Consider the following 18,209-nt stretch of genomic DNA (forward strand, 5'->3'; position numbering starts at 1 on the left):
ACACCATGAAAAAGCTCACATTATTATTTTTTGTTGCGGTTATTATTTTTGCCGGCTGTTCTAAAAATAAAAACAACAAGCCCGATGATGGGAACAAACCGCCTGTTGAAACCCCGGCCGATACACTGCTCACATTAAATCTTGCAAACGAAGATTTTCATTTTTACAGCAGCACCTATTTTGTACTTACCGACGAAACCGGAGAAATACTGAATGAGGTTAAATATGTAAGCGGTACCAAACTGTTAAAAATAACCTCATTAAAACCATATAAAAAAGAGCGTTTCAATTTTTATGAGATTGATGTAAGTGCAGACGCTACAGTTACACCGTCTGTTATCAAGGGCTTTTTACAGGTAAAAAAAGGAAGCCACTATCTGGATTTTAGTAAGCGGCTATTGCAAAAACCCGTTCACGAATTAAAATACCATTTAAAAAATCCGGTATATTTTGATCAGTTAGATATTAGAGGCGATCAATACGGTTATAGTTTGGGCAAACTTGCAGATACGGTTTTCAGTCTTTATCCGGGATTAACTGATGATGGTAAACTGTATGTGCATTTACTCATAAATGAAAATCATCATTTATACAATTTCTTTGATGTTACTAAAGGGGCAACTGATTTTAATATAGATATGACCAAGATAAACAAGACCCCTTTAGTTAAAAGCATTACTTCGCCCGGATCAAATCTTATAGTAGAGGTAAATGCCAGGGCCGATAAAAACTATTACAGCAGTTATTATTTGGGATTGCTAAGTTCTAAAGGTAACCAGGTTAACTATTATTATCCGCAGGAACCATTTGCTGAGTATATTACTAAAATAAGGTATTCGCTCGACGAGTATAACTACTACTTTACCAAAAACACTACTGTTATTCCTGATAAAGCCGATACCTATAGTGCAGTTATTAATACTCCGGATGGAACCCTTACAACTTTTAAACCCTCTTTTTCGGGTCCGGTTGATTACTATACGGCCTATTTTGCAAGCTTCGACACGCCCGGTTTCTCTGTGCAATTGTCTGGCCCGGCTGCCGGAAGCGCTGTTAACATAAAATTCCCTGATTTTTCTAAATATCCGGAGATAAAAAATGTTGATTTGACCAAGCAAATACTTCAAAACGTTTCTGTGTTTAAGGATAGCGCCTTTGATGAAACATATTTTCCTTACAAAACCGATGGCAATCCGGTTTACCCAAATCTTGATTTAAGATCAGTTAGCCGTAATTATTAACAGCAGGGAGGTCATCAAAACAAATACAAATTAATCCCTTTTGTCGTGCTGAGCGATAAAATCCGGGGACTCTGAAGGGGAAATGACGTTGCTAAAAGGGCTGTCTGTAAGTGTTCATATGTACACCCGTGAACACCCATGAACACTAATTAATATCTGATAATCAATAATTTATACTTTTAGCCCTACTGACAAGTTTCTGTCACCACTTTCAATTTATTAAGGCACAATAGCATTTACCCCCTTGCCAGCCCAACATACTTGCGCCAGTTGGGGGGGAGTTTTTATTTTGTTCCAAATCGCCCCTATTGAAATTTTCTTCCCTACTCAGCAGATAAGCTTCGGGCGAAATCGGGCAGAACAAGTTGGGCCCGTGCGGTTGTAAGGGCATTAGCAATTTTTACTGAAGCGCAGGCGGGCGGGAACAAAGTGGAGTAAAAATTTGGCAGCCCGTGGTTCTGTCAGGTTTGCAGGGTAGTGGCCCTGTGTGGCAAAGAAGCATTTCTGCTGAAAACCTTTTTGGTTACTTTTGTGGCGACAAAAGTAACTGGCCTCCCGCGGCCAAGAGCGGGTATGCGACATCCTTTTTCGCCTTGCTCTGTAAGTCGGGGATTGCTTCGTACCTCGCAATGACGCATCTTTTATTTCTCCATCTGGCGCAAGTATGCAGTGGAGGGCTAAAGAGTGGAGTACTTGTGTCTCGTAAGGCACAAGTAGCATTTACACCCTTGCCAGCCCGACATACTTGCGCCAGTTGAGGATGTTCCATCAATTCCATTCAAAATCAAAAATATCTCAAATCCCAAATCGAACATCCGAAATCCCAAATCAAAAAATTACATCCCCATTCCCTTTGTTATCGCCTCATAAACCACATCCTGTATCCTCGGCCTGATGTTCAGGCTGCCCAGTTTATTACTGACATCGGGGTGTACCCGGTTTGACAGGAATATGTACACCAGGTTATATTTAGGATCAACCCAGATACAGGTACCCGTAAAACCGGTATGCCCATAAGTTTGCGGCGAAGCTAATTTTGAAGGGTAATGACGATCTTCAATAGGGTCCCAGCGGTCAAAGCCCAATCCCCGGCGACTTACAGCCGATTGTTTGGAGGTGAACAGATCAACCACTTCGGGTTTAAAATACTGGGTGCCGCCGTAGGTGCCGCGGTTTAGCACCATCTGGTACAATATGGCCACATCATTGGCGCTGGCAAACAAACCGGCATGCCCGGCAACGCCGCCCATTAAGGCCGCGGTTGGGTCATGCACGTAACCATCCAACAGCGACTGGCGGTATTTCTGGTCGTTCTCTGTAGGCGGTATCTGATTTTGGTTAAAACGGTGCAGCGGTAAAAATCCGGCGGTTTGCATACCCAGAGGGTTGTAAAACTGCTGCTGAACATATACATTTTCGGGGATAGCGGTAATACTTTCAAGCACTTCCATCATCAATAACATGCTTACGTCACTGTATACATATTGCCCCCTTGTTTTAAGCGGTGAGCTCAGCATATCGGGCAGCATTACATCTTTGTAATAATCCTTTCTTAAAAAATAATGATCAGATACATGGATAGGGTAAGCAGCCGACGAATCGGTACTATGGTCTGCAGGTTTTACCTTTTCAAACCCTTTAATATCCGGTATTAGTCCGGCCTGGTGCATTAATAGTTCGCGTACCTGTATATTATTCTTATTGCTATTACGTGCGAGGGGGATATAATCGCCAACGGTGCCTTCCAAACTCAGCTTACCCTCGTCGGTAAGCTTCATAGCCTCCATGGTAGTGGCCGATACTTTGGTCATGGAAGCCAGGTCGAAAATATCGGTTATCCTGTCGGGTATACTATTATCATAAGTATGATAACCATAGGCTTTATTAAAAATTACCTTACCATCCTTAGCCACCAATACTACACAACCAGGGGTAGCATGCTCAGCTATAGCCTCCCGGGCAATATCGTCAATACCCTTAAGGTTATTCGCATTAATCCCTGCATCTTCCGGAACGGTATATTGCAGCCTTATTCTATTGGTAATAAAACCCATGCCCGCGGCAAACTGCGGCGAATAGGTGCGAGTGAGCTTTTGTGTAACAGGCATTCCGCCAAAAATAGCCTGGGCGCTATACAATACCGAAACCGGTGTTAATCGTTCGCTCCATAAAATGGGCACGGTAACATTATTCAATTTACTTAGTATACCGCCACCGCCAAAGGCAGTCACGATCACATTTTTTAGTTTTTGGTTACTGCTGATAAAATCAATGATCTGCGGATTTGCCAGGTCGGCCTCAGTTAACTGCAGTATAATGGTATTATACCATTTCAGATCAGACGACAGATCAATCAATGTTTTTGAACCAGTGTACGCATTACCATCAAAGGTTTGCACCTTATTGTACTTGTTCAGCAAGCTATCAAAAACGGTAGCGTACTGGTTTGAAAAATGTACACTTGCAATTTTTAACTGGTCAAGGTTTTGCAGCGGTATCAGGTATTTACTATTGTTAAACAATACAGTGGAGTGTTCAACCAATCGTTCTTCGTTAACATAAGCCTGTCCTGTAGGGATAACAATAGGTGGGTTTTGTGCACAAGCCGTATTAAATAATGAAAACCCTAACAACACTAAAGGAACACAGCTCCATTTATTTTTTATCATATACTTTAACTCCGTTTATATAAGTTTTGATCACTTTAACTTTTGGTAATTGAGCTCCTTTTACTTTCATAATATCCTGATCAAGGATCACAAAATCTGCATATTTGCCGGGCTCCAGGCTGCCTTTTTCTTTTTCTTCAAAGTTGGCTTTGGCGGCCCAAATGGTAATGCCTTTCAACGCTTCGGCACGGCTCAGCGCGTTTTCGGGTTGAAAGCCCCCAGCCGGGAAACCCTTCAGATCCTTACGTTCCACCGCTGCATAAAACGTGTACATGGGGTTAATATTCTCTACCGGAAAATCGGTCCCTAAAGGGATCCAGCCATTTTGTTTTAATAATTGTTTATACACATAGGCCGATCTTAAGCGTGCCGCACCCAGCCTTTTGCCGGCCCAATACATATCTGATGTGGCATGTGTTGGCTGTACAGATGGAATAATGCTGTTATCGCCAAACACTTTGATATCATCGGGCGATAATACCTGCGCGTGTTCAATACGCCAGCGTCTATCGTTTTTACCTTTTAGTACGGATGCATAGATCTTTAACATGACCCGGTTGGCCGAATCGCCGATGGCATGGGTAGCCATCTGGAACCCCCGGTCATAGATCTTTTTGGCTACTTCCGCAAAATGCTGCGGACTGCTCAGTAAAAACCCATTCCAGTTTTTTTGATCGGCATAGGGCTTTAATAAACACGCCCCTCTTGAACCAAGGGCGCCATCGGCATAAACCTTAAATGCGCGCACATTTAAGCCTGGTGTTTTATAGGCGCCGCGCTTAAACAGGTATTCGTAATTCTCTTCCCTGTCGGCCAGCATCACATACATGCGCATTTTCAGGGAGCCTTTATGTTGCAGCTCGGCAATGGTATTTACCATGGTATAGGGCAGTCCGCAGTCATCAACCGTTGTTAAACCAACCGCGAAGCAATTTTTTTGAGCATCTAAAAGTGCATTTTCTATAATGTTAGCCGGCGGTTCGGGAATTTTGCGGGTTACAATACCCACGGCGTTATCAACCAATATGCCGGTAAGTTTGCCGTTAATGGTCTCAATTTCCCCGCCGTTAATAGTTTGCCCTGGTTTTACCCCGGCAATGTTCAGGGCGGCCTGGTTGGCAATGGCCGCATGGCCGTCAACCCTGCTTAATATCACCGGCCTTACCGGAAACAGTGAATCGAGCCTGGCTTTATCCGGGAATTGTTTTTTTGCCCAGTCGTTCTGATCCCATCCGTGGCCAATTACCCAGCCCTCGGTATTGCGGGTAGAATAAGCCTCCACCGAGTCAACAGCCTCGTCCCAACTATGTGTGCCCACCAGGTTAACTTCCTGCAAGCCCAGGCCGTATTCATAAAAATGGGCATGTGCATCAATAAATCCCGGATATACCGCATTACCTCCGGCATCTACAACTTCATGTGCCAGGTATTTTTGTTCCAGCGTATCTGCATTGCCTATGGCCAAAATTTTACCTGCTTTTACTACAAATGCATTGGCCGTGGTAAAGTTGCTATCAACCGTGTAAACCACAGCGTTTTTAACCAGGAGGTCGGCATTGTATTCTTTTTGTTTGCAGGCTACAGCAAAAAGGAGCAGCGCTGGCAATAATTTCTTCATAGGCGGTTTATATAATATATTGGTAATGTAATTATTAAATGTTAAATGTATATACAAGTATCAAATCATAAAGTTATGCCTTCAAATATTTAATTTAGCATCGAATTCGAAATTGGAGGGATTTTTTTTAAATGTCAGACATAATACAGCTTTTACCTGATGCCGTTGCCAACCAGATTGCCGCGGGCGAAGTAGTGCAGCGGCCGGCATCTGCCGTAAAGGAATTGATTGAGAATGCGATTGATGCAGGGGCCGGAAAAATCCAGCTCATTGTAAAAGACGCGGGCAAATCATTGATACAGGTTATTGATGATGGCTGCGGCATGAGCCTTACTGACGCGCGCATGTGCTTTGAACGCCATGCCACCTCAAAAATACGCAAAGCCGATGACCTGTTTGCCATACGAACCATGGGTTTCAGGGGCGAAGCCATGGCATCTATTGCCGCAATAGCACAGGTTGAAATGAAAACCCGCCGCCATGAAGATGAATTGGGCACCTGTATTTTTATTGAAGGATCAGAAGTGATAAGCCAGGAGGCGTGCTCGGCCAATACAGGTACATCCATCTCTGTTAAAAACTTATTTTATAATACGCCTGCCCGCCGTAACTTTTTAAAAAGCAACCCGGTGGAAATGCGCCATATTATTGATGAATTTCAACGGGTGGCATTAGCCAATCCGCAGATATTTTTCACGCTGCACCATGACGGGCAGGAGGTTTACCATTTGCCAGGCGCCGCGCTTAAACAGCGCATTGTGCACCTGTTTGGTAATAACTATAACCAAAGGCTGGTGCCGGTTGAGGAGGATACCACCATTATTAATTTACGCGGATTTGTTGGCAAGCCCGAATTTGCCCGTAAAACCCGGGGCGAACAGTTCTTTTTTGTGAACTATCGCTTTATACGCGATGCTTATTTAAACCATGCGGTGCTTACCGCGTTTGAAGAGCTATTGCCCGATGATTGCTACCCTTTTTATGTGCTGTTCATTGATATTGACCCTTCCAAGATCGATATCAACGTACATCCAACTAAAACCGAGATCAAATACCAGGACGAAAAAGCTATTTATGCTATTATACGGTCGGCGGTAAAACGTTCACTGGGCAGGTATAACATTACGCCCAGCCTTGATTTTGACCAGGAGAACAGCATTGAGCACCTGATTACCCCTAAGCCATTTGAGGAGATCATAGCGCCAACCATTTCATTCAATCCTGATTTTAACCCTTTTGCTGCCGAGAAGAAACCTGTACGTGAACATCCCTTTTTAAAGGATAGTAACAACTATCATAGCAATCCCATACCTAAAAACTGGGATACGCTATATGAGATCAGTAAAAAGGAAACCAGCCTGCAGCACGAAATGCACCAGGAGGAGAGCATCGCTGTTAATGAGCAGGAAATAAGTAAATCAAGCGAGCGGCAGTTATTCCAGATCCATAACCGTTTCATCTTGTCGCAAATCAAATCGGGTTTTATGCTGATAGGTCAGCAGGCGGCACATGAACGTATTTTGTATGAGCGTTTTTTACAGCAATTGCAAAATCATTCGGGAGTGAGCCAGCAAAGTTTATTTCCGCAATCGGTAACACTAAACGGAAGCGATTTTGAGTTATTAAGAGAACTTTTGCCCGATATAAAAGCACTTGGTTTTGATATACGCGAATTTGGCAAAAACACCGTAGTTGTTGAAGGTGTGCCTGCCGAACTGAATAATGTAGACGAACATGAGCTGCTGGAGCATTTGCTGGAAGGCTTTAAAAACAATATGGCCATTTTGAAATTAGATAAACGTGATAACCTGGCCAGATCACTTGCGCGCAACGCGGCTATTAAAACCGGGACCAAATTATCATTAGAAGAAATGAACCAATTGATTGATCAGCTTTTTGCCTGCCAAATGCCTAACCAGGCATTGAACGGTAAGCCCGTAATCAGTACCTTTACATTAACTGAATTATTAGAACGATTTGAAAAATAGCCTCGGGCTTTTATTATACTATGAATCAATCACCATTTGCCAGTATAACTCCAGTTGTAAAAAACCTGCTGATCATTAATGTTTTGTTTTTTATAGGCTCCTATGTCTTAGAAAGAGCGGGTATTAATTTGGATGTGTTACTTTCTGCATTTTACTTTAATTCGCCATTATTTCGCCCGTGGCAGGTAGTTACCTACATGTTCATGCATGCAAATTTTCCGCATATATTTTTTAATATGTTTGCCTTGTTCATGTTTGGCCCAACTCTTGAATATATTATGGGGCCAAAGCGTTTCTTGCAGTATTATTTTATTACAGGCATAGGCGCGCTGGCTTTGCAAATGTTGGTTCAGGCCATAGAAGTGCACGGCGTAATTGGGTCGTTCACTGTTGCAAACAGGGATATCGGTCCTTATGTTAATTATGCGGGCTTTAATAAACTAAAAGAGATATATTATGGGATCACTTTAGGAGCATCAGGCTCCATATTCGGATTGTTACTCGCTTTCGGGTTTCTGTTCCCCAATGTGGAAATGATGGTACTGTTTATCCCCGTTCCTATTAAAGCTAAATACTTAATTGGCGGATATATAGTTTTAGAATTAATTGGTGGTTTTGGGCAGTTTGCCGGCGATTCGGTAGCACATTTTGCACATCTTGGGGGAGCTTTATTTGGCTTCCTGTTGCTAAAGTACTGGAGAATGCAACGGCCCGACAATTTTTATTAAGAAACAGGAGTTATCAAAATAAATAGCGCTTTATTATGAGTACCCTTTGGCAAAATATTCAATACAAAATGCTGCGGTCGGGCAATAAGTTAAACCTGCTTATCGGTATTAACGTTATTGTTTATTTAGGTATTAATATCCCTGCAGTGCTTGAGCTTCTTTTTACAGGATTTGATCACGAAAGCATTATTGCCTTTTATGCTAATGAATACCTGCGCATGCCGGCCGATTTACCAAAACTGCTTACCCGTTTCTGGACGCCCTTAACCTACATGTTTATGCATGCAGGTATTTTTCATATCCTGTTTAATATGCTTTGGCTGTATTGGATGGGGCAAATATTTGAAGAATACCTGGGTAATAAACGCACCATAGGTTTATACATTATGGGAGGGCTTGGGGGCGCAATAGCTTACCTGCTATGTTTAAATACAATTCCTGCTTTTACAAACTTACATGCCGCTGTAAACAGTACAATTGTAGGGGCATCAGCCAGTGTTATGGCCATTGTTGTTGCCACAGCTACCTTATTACCCAACTATACCATATCATTAATATTAATAGGCCCTGTAAAATTAAAGTGGCTGGTGTTTGTTTTCCTGGTTATTGATTTTCTGAGCATTGTTGGGCCTAATGCCGGCGGCGAAATAGCACACCTGGGCGGCGCGTTATTGGGTTTTGTATACATTAAGCAGCTAAAAAGAGGACACGACTGGATCGGAGCTATCGGTAGTATTTTTAAATCCAGATCCAAACTTAAGGTAGTGACCAAAAATACCAGCAGAAACTCAAGCGAGTATCCCCGCCAGGAGGAAATTGACCGTATATTAGATAAAATATCACAATCGGGCTACGAAAGCCTGAGTAAGCAGGAAAAGGAAATTTTATTTCGCGCAAGCAATAATGAGAGTTAAAAGGAAACAAAGTTTTATCGGTAAAATATTACTATGGATAAACCTGTTGCTTTGCCTGGCATTACTTATCAGTTATTTAGCTCCTCATGTTAACCCTCAAAAAGTTTGGGTCTTTGCTTTTTTCGGATTAGCGTACCCTCCGCTACTGATAGCCAACCTTATTATGATGGCTTATTGGCTACTGCGTAAAAGATGGCAGTTCGTGCTATCACTTATCACTATTTTATTAGGGTACAATGTATTATTCAATAATATAGGCTTCAGATTTTCAGGGGCCGATGTAGCTAAACCCAAACAGGAAAATTCAATCAGGGTAATGACCTATAACGCACACAATTTTAAGCGTTATGGATCAGGCAATGATATACCAACCAAACATGAAATTTTGGCTATGCTCAATGAGCAGCAGCCTGACATAATTGGGTTCCAGGAGTTTTATACCAAAAACCGGGGTCAGTATGAAATGCGCGACTCCATTATAAAAATCATGGGTGCCAATAATTTTTATTTTGAGCCTATTAATTTTAACAATACAGAAGCCATAGGCATGGCCATATTCTCCAAATTTCCCATAGTAGCTAAAGGCATGATCCATTTTTCTGATACCAAATCAGAGAATCAATGTTTGTATGTTGATGTGAAAAAAGGTGAAAAAACTTTTCGCTTATATAGTGTACATCTGCAATCCATTCGTTTTGATCCCGAAGATTATAAATATCTCGACAGCGTTTCAAAAAAGGGCAAAACAGATATGGGGTCAACCAAAAGGCTGGGCGGTAAATTAAAAATAGCTTTTATAAAAAGAAGTAAGCAGGTATTCACGGTAAAGGATCATGCCGCCAAATGCCCGTATCCTTACCTCATCACCGGCGATTTTAATGATACGCCTACTTCATTTGCCGTTAACCAAATGGCTAAAGGTTTGAAAAACGCATTCCGGGAAAAAGGATCGGGTTTTGGGCGAACCTATAATGGCGATTTTCCAAATTACCAGATCGATTATATCATGGCCAGTAGGCAGTTTGATGTATTGACTTACAAGATCATCGAAAAAAAATTATCTGACCATTATCCCCTGCGCAGTGACGTGGTGCTGAATTGATAACTTAATCAGAATCAAGAGCCAGGAAAAATGGCCGTGGTAATTTATCACCATTAGCAACAATCTTATATCTTGTTTTTATCCTGATTCTTGTATCTTGATTTCAATTTTAAGATGATACACTTGTCAGCCCAAATACATTTCCCATTACTGCATTAGCTTGAAATTGAAAAAATCGTAAGTTTGCGCTCATGAAACAAAATTTGTTTGTTTACAACACTTTAACACGTAGAAAGGAAGAATTTAAACCACTTAACGCGCCACATGTTGGCATGTACGTATGTGGCCCAACTGTTTACAGCGATGTGCATTTGGGTAATAGCCGCACCTATATATCGTTTGATCTGATATTCAGATACCTTACTCATATCGGCTATAAAGTACGTTACGTTCGTAATGTGACCGATGCTGGTCACCTGGAAGGCGATGCAGGGGATGAGGGAGAAGACAAAATATCAAAAAAAGCTAAAATAGCCCAGCTGGAACCAATGGAAATTGTGCAGAAGTACACCGTTGGCTTTCATGATGTAATGCAGATATTTAATACACTACCTCCCAGTATTGAACCTACCGCCACAGGTCATATTATTGAACAGATAGAGTTGATAAAGGTTATACTTGAAAAAGGTTACGCCTACGAAGTTGATGGCTCTGTTTATTTTGACGTTGAAAAATATAACAACACCCAGAATTATGGCATATTAAGCGGCCGTAACCTGGAAGATCTGTTAAACAATACCCGTACACTGGGCGGCCAGCAGGAAAAGCATGGCAAGCTTGATTTTGCCCTGTGGATAAAAGCCAAACCCGAGCACCTGATGAAATGGCCGTCGCCTTGGAGCGTTGGATTTCCGGGATGGCACCTGGAATGCTCGGCCATGAGCCAGAAATACCTGGGCAACCAGTTTGATATACATGGTGGTGGTATTGACCTTGTACCAACACACCATACCAATGAAATTGCGCAGCATGTAGCCTGCTGCGGTAAAAATCCGGCCAATTACTGGGTACATACCAATATGCTTACGGTAAACGGTCAAAAGATGTCAAAGTCATTAGGGAATAGTTTTTTACCTCATGAGCTTTTCACAGGCAATAACTCTATACTCAACAAAGGTTACAGCCCCATGACCGTGAGGTTTTTTATGTTGCAGGCACATTACCGCAGTACGCTTGATTTTGGCAACGAGGCTATGGAAGCATCTGAGAAAGGTTTTAAGCGCCTAATGAACGCCTTTGCCCTGCTTAATGGCTTAAAGGCCGGTAACACTACAGAAATTGAGATAGAGCCCTTAATGGGCCGTTGCTACGCCGCTATGAACGATGACTTTAACAGTCCGGTACTTATTGCCGAACTATTTGAGGCATCGCGCATTATTAACTCCGTGCATGATGGTAAAATGAAGATTGATGAGCCCAATTTACAATTGCTTAAAACGCTCATGAACACTTTTGTGCTGGATGTGCTGGGATTAAAGGACGAACAGGCTGACAATGATGACCTACCAAACATCCTGAACCTGATAGTTGATTTGAGGAGTGAAGCAAAAGCCAATAAAGATTATGCCATGTCTGATAAAATACGTGATGGCCTGTCAAAAATAGGCTTTCAGCTAAAAGACAGCAAAGATGGTACACACTGGAGTAAGTCCTGATTTTTAAAGCGAGTTGTAATAGCTGAACAATTTGGCTAAAGCAGCATCGCTTTTACAATTCACTGTATTCCTTTTCATATAGTTTTGTAATTGATCTGCCTTATCACCCAAGGGAGCACGCTGAACAGTTGTTTTTCCATTAACAAAGTGAACAGACGCTACGACCCAATTAGTGAAAAGATGAGGCTGCCGTCAACTTCGGAAGCAGAAGATGCATTTATTCATCACACGGTAATTTTTTATAAATATGTTCACTGTGATATTTTAAATCCAAACATAATTATGCTTATTGGGTTAATTAGTTTTTATCCCGGCGCTTAAGTTAATAGTTTAGCGTTTTGTATAATGTATAAGTTTTTGCATGGTAAACTCCTCTCAATTACAATTAAATATAATCATATCCGTTTCAGATAAAAGTATATTTAGCTGCAATGCTATAATAGGATTTACGCATAGCAACGGCTCAAATTACATTCCTGACTTAAAATTTATTATTAAATTGCCCAAAAATCTAATATAACATGAAGAAAATAATATTAGCTGCTACATTTATTGGCTATAGCGTATTTGCCTTAGCGCAAACGGCCGCTGTTCAAGTAAATACGGTAGTTAGTGCCGAAGAAGCTTTTAATAAATTAGTTGAACGTAAAGGTATAAAAGATGGTTTTTTATCTGTTACTGATCCCGAGGGTATTGTATTTAAACCCAATGCCGTTAAAATAACTGATTTTTATAATAACATTGATAAACAAGCAGGCAAACTAAGCTGGCAACCAAAATTTGCCCGGATTTCGGCCAACGGCGACCTGGCATTTACTGCCGGCCCCTACATTTACTCGAACGGTAAAAGTGAAGACGATAAGGTATATGGCGATTATGTTTCTATTTGGCGGGCCGATGCCGAGAACAAGCTAAAATTGCTTATTGACCTGGGCATACAACACCCAGAGGCCGAGAAGGATGTAATAACTGACTTTAAAGAGCCTACTGCACCCCGTACAGCACCAAGTAAAGACCCATTTACCGGGAAAAGCATTATTATAAATACCGATAAAATATTCAACCATTCTTTAACCATATCGGCATTAGCCAGTTATAAAGAATTTTTGAGTCCTGAGGGCCGTTATTATTTTCCTGGTTTTGAGCCAATGACCGGTCCTGATGTAATTATGAAATTTATAAATAATCAGGCTATCAGCATCACTGCCGAAACTACCGACGCAGGCCGCTCAAGCAGTAACGACCTGGCCTATAGCTATGGTCATGCACGCATTACAAAAGGTAACGTAGTAAGTAATTACAACTATGTGCGTATTTGGGAGCTGGATAAGACAAAGAAATGGGATATCCTGTTAGAAGTGTTTTCGGCAGTTGAAAACGAATAGATAGTAATTGACTATATAAAAAAAGCGAGATACACTTAAGTGTATCTCGCTTTTTTTATACCTAACGTCATCCTGAACTTGTTTCAGGATCTCTCAGGATGGTAAGTTGCCATAGTATACAACTTTATATGTGAGATGCCGAAACAAGTTCGGCATGACTTCATCGGTTAATTAAAACAGCTGTTCAATAATATCATCAGCCGACAGGCCTTCGGCCTCGGCGTGATAGCTGCGTACAATACGATGGCTCAAAATAGGTTTGGCAATGGCCTGCACGTCTTCAATATCAGGCGAATACTTTCCGTTGATAACAGCATGGCATTTGGCCCCCAGAATCAAAAATTGCGAAGCACGCGGACCTGCACCCCAGCTGAGTAAACGATTGATCTGCGGTGTTGCAAACTCACTGTTGGGTCTTGTTTTTGACACCAATTTTACAGCATATTCCATTACATGATCAGTAACCGGGATATTGCGTACTAATTGCTGAAAATAAATGATCTGACTGGCATTTAAAATCTTGTTAACATCTGGTTGCAGGGTACTGGTTGTGTTTTTAACTACCTGCAGTTCCTCCTGAAACGATGGGTAGTTTAGTGCTACGCTAAACATAAACCGGTCAAGCTGTGCTTCTGGCAGGGGATAAGTACCTTCCTGTTCAATGGGATTTTGCGTAGCCAATACAAAAAATGGCTGTGCAAGCTTGTGGGTAACCCCAGCGGCCGTAACTGCTTTTTCCTGCATGGCTTCAAGTAAAGCTGCCTGTGTTTTGGGCGGTGTACGGTTAATTTCGTCGGCCAGAATAATATTGGAAAAAACCGGGCCGGGTATAAATTTAAAGTTCCGGTCTTCGCCCAGTATCTCAGACCCGATAATGTCTGATGGCATCAGATCGGGTGTAAACTGTATGCGTTTAAAGTCAAGGTCAAGCACCCGGGCAATAGTTTGTACCAATAAGGTTTTAGCCAAACCAGGTACGCCTACCAGCAAACAGTGGCCATTGCTGAAAATGGACACCAGCACAAATTTCACCACCTCATCCTGTCCTATTATAACTTTGCCTATTTCGGAGCGTATTTGCTGATATGCCTGCCTTAAAGCATCAGCAGCTTCCACATCAGAGTGGTGTTGCATATTTAATTAAGGTTTAACTTCCGCAGTAGCAGTAGCAGTTGGTGTGGTAATCCATTTTTTTAATATATCGCATGACTGGTATCCCTGGTCAATTTTAATAAAGGTTTCTTTCCTGCGTTTTTCAAACCATTGAGTTACCATACGGTTATTTTTATCCTCATAAGCAAACTCCTTTATTTTAGGAAAATCCTGGGCCAGGTTTGCCTTATGTGCGTTTGTTGCCGATTTAAGGTACAAAATTTTATAGCTCTTTTTACCATCGGCACCAACAAACAAATCCGGTTTTGAAATACTTCCAATTTTCATGGTATCAACAGTAAGAGCAACTTTAGGATCAAGCTTGTCAGTAGGGATAAAGGTTGACCGGTTTTGAACATTCTCTGCATTTAACATCATACCACCATTGTATTTTGTATCCTTATCATCAGAGTAATAGGCTGCCGCGCTTGAAAAATCAATTTTCTTGTTTTTCATCATCAGCGTATAAATACTATCTGCCTTGGTTTTTGCTCGCTCCAAACTTGCCTCGGTCACTACGGGTGTTATTAATATATGCCTTACGTGTATCTGCTCACCACGGCGCTCTATTACCTGTAAAAAGTGGAACCCGAAATCAGTTTCAAACACCGGCGATATTTCGCCTGCCTTTAACTTAAATGCGTTGGCTGTAAATTCCTTTACAAAAGTAGTACGGTCGGCAAAACCCAGGTCACCGCCATCAGGTGCCGATCCGGGATCTTGCGAGTATAGCCTGGCCAGTGTTCCAAAATCTTCTCCCTTTTTAACCCTTGCACGCAGTTCCTCGGCCTTTTGCTTATACATTTCCTTCTCCTCCTTGTTCAGTTGTGGCTGAAACGCTATTTGACCTACTTCTACCTCTTTATTAAATGATGGTAAGCTATCCTTTGGAATTTTTTCAAAATAGTCTTTAACATCCTGTGGGGTTACATTTAATTTTTCAGTAATGTGTTGCTGCATTTTCTGGGCAACCAACTGCTCTTTCAAATCCGGGCGTATCTCATCTTTATACTGAATAACGGAGCGGCCTAAAAATGCTTCCAGCTTTTCCTGCCCGCCAGCCCTTTGGGTCATTTCGCGCATCCTGCGGTCCACATTATTATCAACTTCATCATCTTTTACCTCAATACTATCAATAGCAGCCTGTTGCGCCAGTAGTTTTTGGGTTAATAATGATTGCAGTATCTTGCATTTAACATCCGGATTGGGTTGGTTACCCTGAACCAGGTATTGAGCGTATGATAATTCGATATCTGATTGTAATATGGGGCTGTTACCAACAATGGCAGCAATTTTATCAAGCGTACGGCGCGGGCCGCTTGCAACAGTTGAATCGGCCTTGGCAAGCGTTTTTGTAGTTGAATCGGGCTTGGCAAGTGTTTTTGCAGTTGAATCGGGCTTTGTTTGCGCCCTGGCAACTGATATGCTTAAAATAAAACTTAAAATAACTATCCCTAACTTTCTCATGTAATGCTCTTATACTCTAAATAAAACGGATCAATAGTCCGTTAAAAACTTCGAATTTCGGTAAAATTTATTAATTATAGCTGAACAAAAAATGTCAATTAAAATACAACAGCTTATAATTGTGCTAATATGGTTATAAAGCTTGAAACCGTTTAACTACTTTTGGTTAAAATTTGTTAAAGTGAAAGTTGAAAATCCGGTTGCCCTGCGCTTTATATTACAAGATGAGCTTTATCTTTTAAACGCGGATAAAACGCTGTATGAAAAAAAGGCCATACCCGATCACGTTATTGAAGCACCTATACCTGAAGTAAAAGCACAGGTTGTTGATCCCATTATTATTATTGAAGAACCGCTACCTGAAGTAAAAACGCAAGCCATTAATTTTAATTATCTGGGCCAAAATTTAAAAAGCTTTTTGATACTGGTTTATTACCCCGAGTTGGAGTTTATTGACGACAGCCACTTAGCTGCCCTTACCAATATTATTAAGCGAAAGGATTTAAGTGTAGAGGATATTGCCATTGTAAACCTGGCCCGGCATGCCAATGCGCAATACGATGAGTTGGTAAAGTTTTTTAAGCCTGCTAAACTGTTAGTATTAGGCAAAAGCGCCTTGCCGCAAGGCATTGCCCAGTTAACTTTAAATGCCCCCAAACCTTTAGGCGGTATCACCGGCTTATATAGTTTTAGCTTTGGCGAAATGATGGATAGTGTTGATCACAAAAAAGCCTTTTGGGAACAGATGAAAACTTTGTAAGTCCTGGCTCAACGTTTTAACTCCAAAGTCCTTTGTCTTTTATCCCCAAATCCTTAATCCCCCAAAAATGCAATTAGTTTTTGCAACAAATAACCGCCACAAGCTGGAAGAAGTGGCTACTAAAATAAAAGGTGAGTTTAAATTATTAACCCTGAATGATATTGGCTGTACCGATGATATTGAGGAAACAGGTACAACCTTTAAAGAAAACGCATCGATCAAAAGTCACTACATCTATCAGAAATATAAACTGAACTGTTTTGGCGACGACAGTGGACTGGAAATAGACGCTTTAAACGGCGAGCCTGGCGTTTATTCGGCACGGTATGCAGGTGAGCATGGTAACCATGCAGCCAACATCAGCAAAGTACTTCAAAATTTAACCGGCGAAACCAATCGTAAAGCCCGCTTCCGTACGGTTATATCATTAATATGGAACGGGGAGGAGCATTTTTTTGACGGAACTGTAGAAGGGCAAATCCGTACCGCCACCAGTGGCACAGCAGGTTTTGGTTATGATCCGATTTTTGAGCCGGATGGTTACAACATCACTTTTGCCGAAATGAGCCTTGAACAAAAAAACAGCATAAGCCATCGCGCCAGAGCTATGGATCAGCTAATCAATTTTCTGAATACAGTTCAGGATTAGCCTGTGCCATTAGTTTAACTCCATTCGGTGCAACCTTAGTTTGGGCTATTCGTATAACAACATTTACCTATTACCTATATAGCCGATGAAAACAGTAATAAATTTAAGCCGCGCCTTATTTTCAAAAAAGGCCAACCAAAGTGTTGCCAACAGCCTTAGCAAAGTTAAAGAAGCCGACCAGGTAACCGAAACTATTACTAAGCGATTAAAGGAAATTCAAAAGAAACTTAAACTCAAAAACAATTAAGGTGTAAAATCATATTTGGCAGGGTTTATGCTCTTAAGCATTAAAAATAACCTCAGTCATGAAAAAAATATTTCAAACCTCAATCGCAATCCTATCACTTATTGTTGTTTTATCAGCTTGTTCTGCTCCTAAAAACACGGTTTCGAGCAATGTATCACGTGGTAAATTTGTTGGCACATGGACATTAAACAATGTTAGTTACGATGGTCTGGTTCAAAACGCGGTTCAAAATGTATTTGATCAGGCACCTCCCGAAGCCTTTGTTGGCAGCACATGGAAATTAACAAACAGCGGCAATGGTGTGTATACTTTAGCAAACGGTAATTCACAAACTATTTTTTGGTCTGTTTACAATGGCGGCACCACGGGCACACAATTTCAGTTTAAAAAACTTTTTGAAGGCGACAAAGCTAAAAATGTTGCCGAAGGTTACCGCCTGGATATAGCCAGTAATGATGGATCAGCAATGACCCTGAAATCGCCGGTTGCCGTTGGCAACGGAACAGGATACATTATTTACTCGTTTACAAAAAGCAATTAAAAAGGTAAAAGGATAAAGGCGAAAGGTAAAAGGTTCGCAATTTAGACAAACAAAAAAGGGTAAAGGGAATTTAGGCATTCACCTTTACCCTTT

General features: G+C 41.3%; 15 protein-coding genes. 11 read left to right on the forward strand and 4 right to left on the reverse strand.

The genetic code is table 11. The annotated features are described in order from the left end of the window. Window positions 1-5 precede the first annotated feature (5 nt). Window positions 6-1,241 (forward strand): hypothetical protein, encoded by a 1,236-nt coding sequence (locus M2273_RS17020; protein WP_429398950.1) that lies wholly within the window; start codon window positions 6-8, stop codon window positions 1,239-1,241. An 836-nt stretch (window positions 1,242-2,077) separates the two neighbouring features. Here M2273_RS17020 and M2273_RS17025 read toward each other — a convergent pair. Continuing rightward, complete coding sequence (locus M2273_RS17025) at window positions 2,078-3,910, reverse strand: serine hydrolase domain-containing protein (RefSeq protein WP_429398951.1); 1,833 nt, start codon at window positions 3,908-3,910, stop codon at window positions 2,078-2,080. After that, a complete protein-coding gene (locus M2273_RS17030; RefSeq protein WP_429398953.1) occupies window positions 3,897-5,528 on the reverse strand; it encodes an amidohydrolase in 1,632 nt (543 codons plus the stop codon). The genes M2273_RS17025 and M2273_RS17030 overlap by 14 nt, the downstream gene beginning before the upstream one ends. Before the next feature lie 131 nt (window positions 5,529-5,659). Between M2273_RS17030 and mutL the strand changes: the two genes are divergently transcribed. The 6 genes from mutL to M2273_RS17060 all read left to right on the forward strand — a co-directional run bounded on the left by mutL (window position 5,660) and on the right by M2273_RS17060 (window position 13,300). Beyond that, the gene (gene mutL, locus M2273_RS17035) at window positions 5,660-7,516 is read left to right on the forward strand and encodes a DNA mismatch repair endonuclease MutL (protein WP_429398955.1); all 1,857 of its coding nucleotides are present in this window, start codon (window positions 5,660-5,662) and stop codon (window positions 7,514-7,516) included. 20 nt (window positions 7,517-7,536) lie between these two features. After that, entirely contained in the window at window positions 7,537-8,244 is a 708-nt protein-coding gene (locus M2273_RS17040; RefSeq protein WP_429398956.1) for a rhomboid family intramembrane serine protease, read from the forward strand. Between the two features lie 35 nt (window positions 8,245-8,279). Beyond that, complete coding sequence (locus tag M2273_RS17045) at window positions 8,280-9,158, forward strand: rhomboid family intramembrane serine protease (RefSeq protein WP_429398957.1); 879 nt, start codon at window positions 8,280-8,282, stop codon at window positions 9,156-9,158. Then, on the forward strand, window positions 9,148-10,260 hold the full coding sequence (locus M2273_RS17050) for an endonuclease/exonuclease/phosphatase family protein (protein ID WP_429398958.1): 1,113 nt from the start codon (window positions 9,148-9,150) through the stop codon (window positions 10,258-10,260). The genes M2273_RS17045 and M2273_RS17050 overlap by 11 nt, the downstream gene beginning before the upstream one ends. 191 nt (window positions 10,261-10,451) lie before the next feature. After that, window positions 10,452-11,915, forward strand: coding sequence for a cysteine--tRNA ligase (gene cysS / locus M2273_RS17055; RefSeq protein WP_429398959.1), 1,464 nt, complete (start codon window positions 10,452-10,454; stop codon window positions 11,913-11,915). 521 nt (window positions 11,916-12,436) lie between these two features. Further along, window positions 12,437-13,300 (forward strand): hypothetical protein, encoded by an 864-nt coding sequence (locus M2273_RS17060; RefSeq protein WP_429398960.1) that lies wholly within the window; start codon window positions 12,437-12,439, stop codon window positions 13,298-13,300. 171 nt (window positions 13,301-13,471) lie between these two features. Here the strand turns inward: M2273_RS17060 and M2273_RS17065 are convergent, their stop codons facing one another. Both M2273_RS17065 and M2273_RS17070 read right to left on the reverse strand, forming a co-directional pair. Continuing rightward, window positions 13,472-14,434 (reverse strand): AAA family ATPase, encoded by a 963-nt coding sequence (locus M2273_RS17065; RefSeq protein ID WP_429398961.1) that lies wholly within the window; start codon window positions 14,432-14,434, stop codon window positions 13,472-13,474. 6 nt (window positions 14,435-14,440) lie between these two features. Continuing rightward, the gene (locus M2273_RS17070) at window positions 14,441-15,919 is read right to left on the reverse strand and encodes a foldase protein PrsA (RefSeq protein WP_429398962.1); all 1,479 of its coding nucleotides are present in this window, start codon (window positions 15,917-15,919) and stop codon (window positions 14,441-14,443) included. Window positions 15,920-16,100: 181 nt separating this feature from the next. Here M2273_RS17070 and M2273_RS17075 point away from each other — a divergent pair, with 181 nt between their 5' ends. The 4 genes from M2273_RS17075 to M2273_RS17090 all read left to right on the forward strand — a co-directional run bounded on the left by M2273_RS17075 (window position 16,101) and on the right by M2273_RS17090 (window position 18,116). Next, on the forward strand, window positions 16,101-16,679 hold the full coding sequence (locus M2273_RS17075; protein ID WP_429398963.1) for a hypothetical protein: 579 nt from the start codon (window positions 16,101-16,103) through the stop codon (window positions 16,677-16,679). A gap of 67 nt (window positions 16,680-16,746) precedes the next feature. After that, window positions 16,747-17,328, forward strand: a complete 582-nt coding sequence (locus tag M2273_RS17080) for a non-canonical purine NTP diphosphatase (RefSeq protein ID WP_429398964.1) — start codon at window positions 16,747-16,749, stop codon at window positions 17,326-17,328. 85 nt (window positions 17,329-17,413) lie between these two features. Continuing rightward, window positions 17,414-17,575: a hypothetical protein gene (locus tag M2273_RS17085; RefSeq protein WP_429398965.1), complete on the forward strand. Its 162-nt coding sequence runs from the start codon at window positions 17,414-17,416 to the stop codon at window positions 17,573-17,575. A 58-nt stretch (window positions 17,576-17,633) separates the two neighbouring features. Then, complete coding sequence (locus M2273_RS17090; protein WP_429398966.1) at window positions 17,634-18,116, forward strand: hypothetical protein; 483 nt, start codon at window positions 17,634-17,636, stop codon at window positions 18,114-18,116. Window positions 18,117-18,209 lie beyond the last annotated feature (93 nt).

This window comes from Mucilaginibacter lappiensis, assembly GCF_050433765.1.
Classification (GTDB): Bacteria; Bacteroidota; Bacteroidia; order Sphingobacteriales; family Sphingobacteriaceae; genus Mucilaginibacter; species Mucilaginibacter lappiensis_A.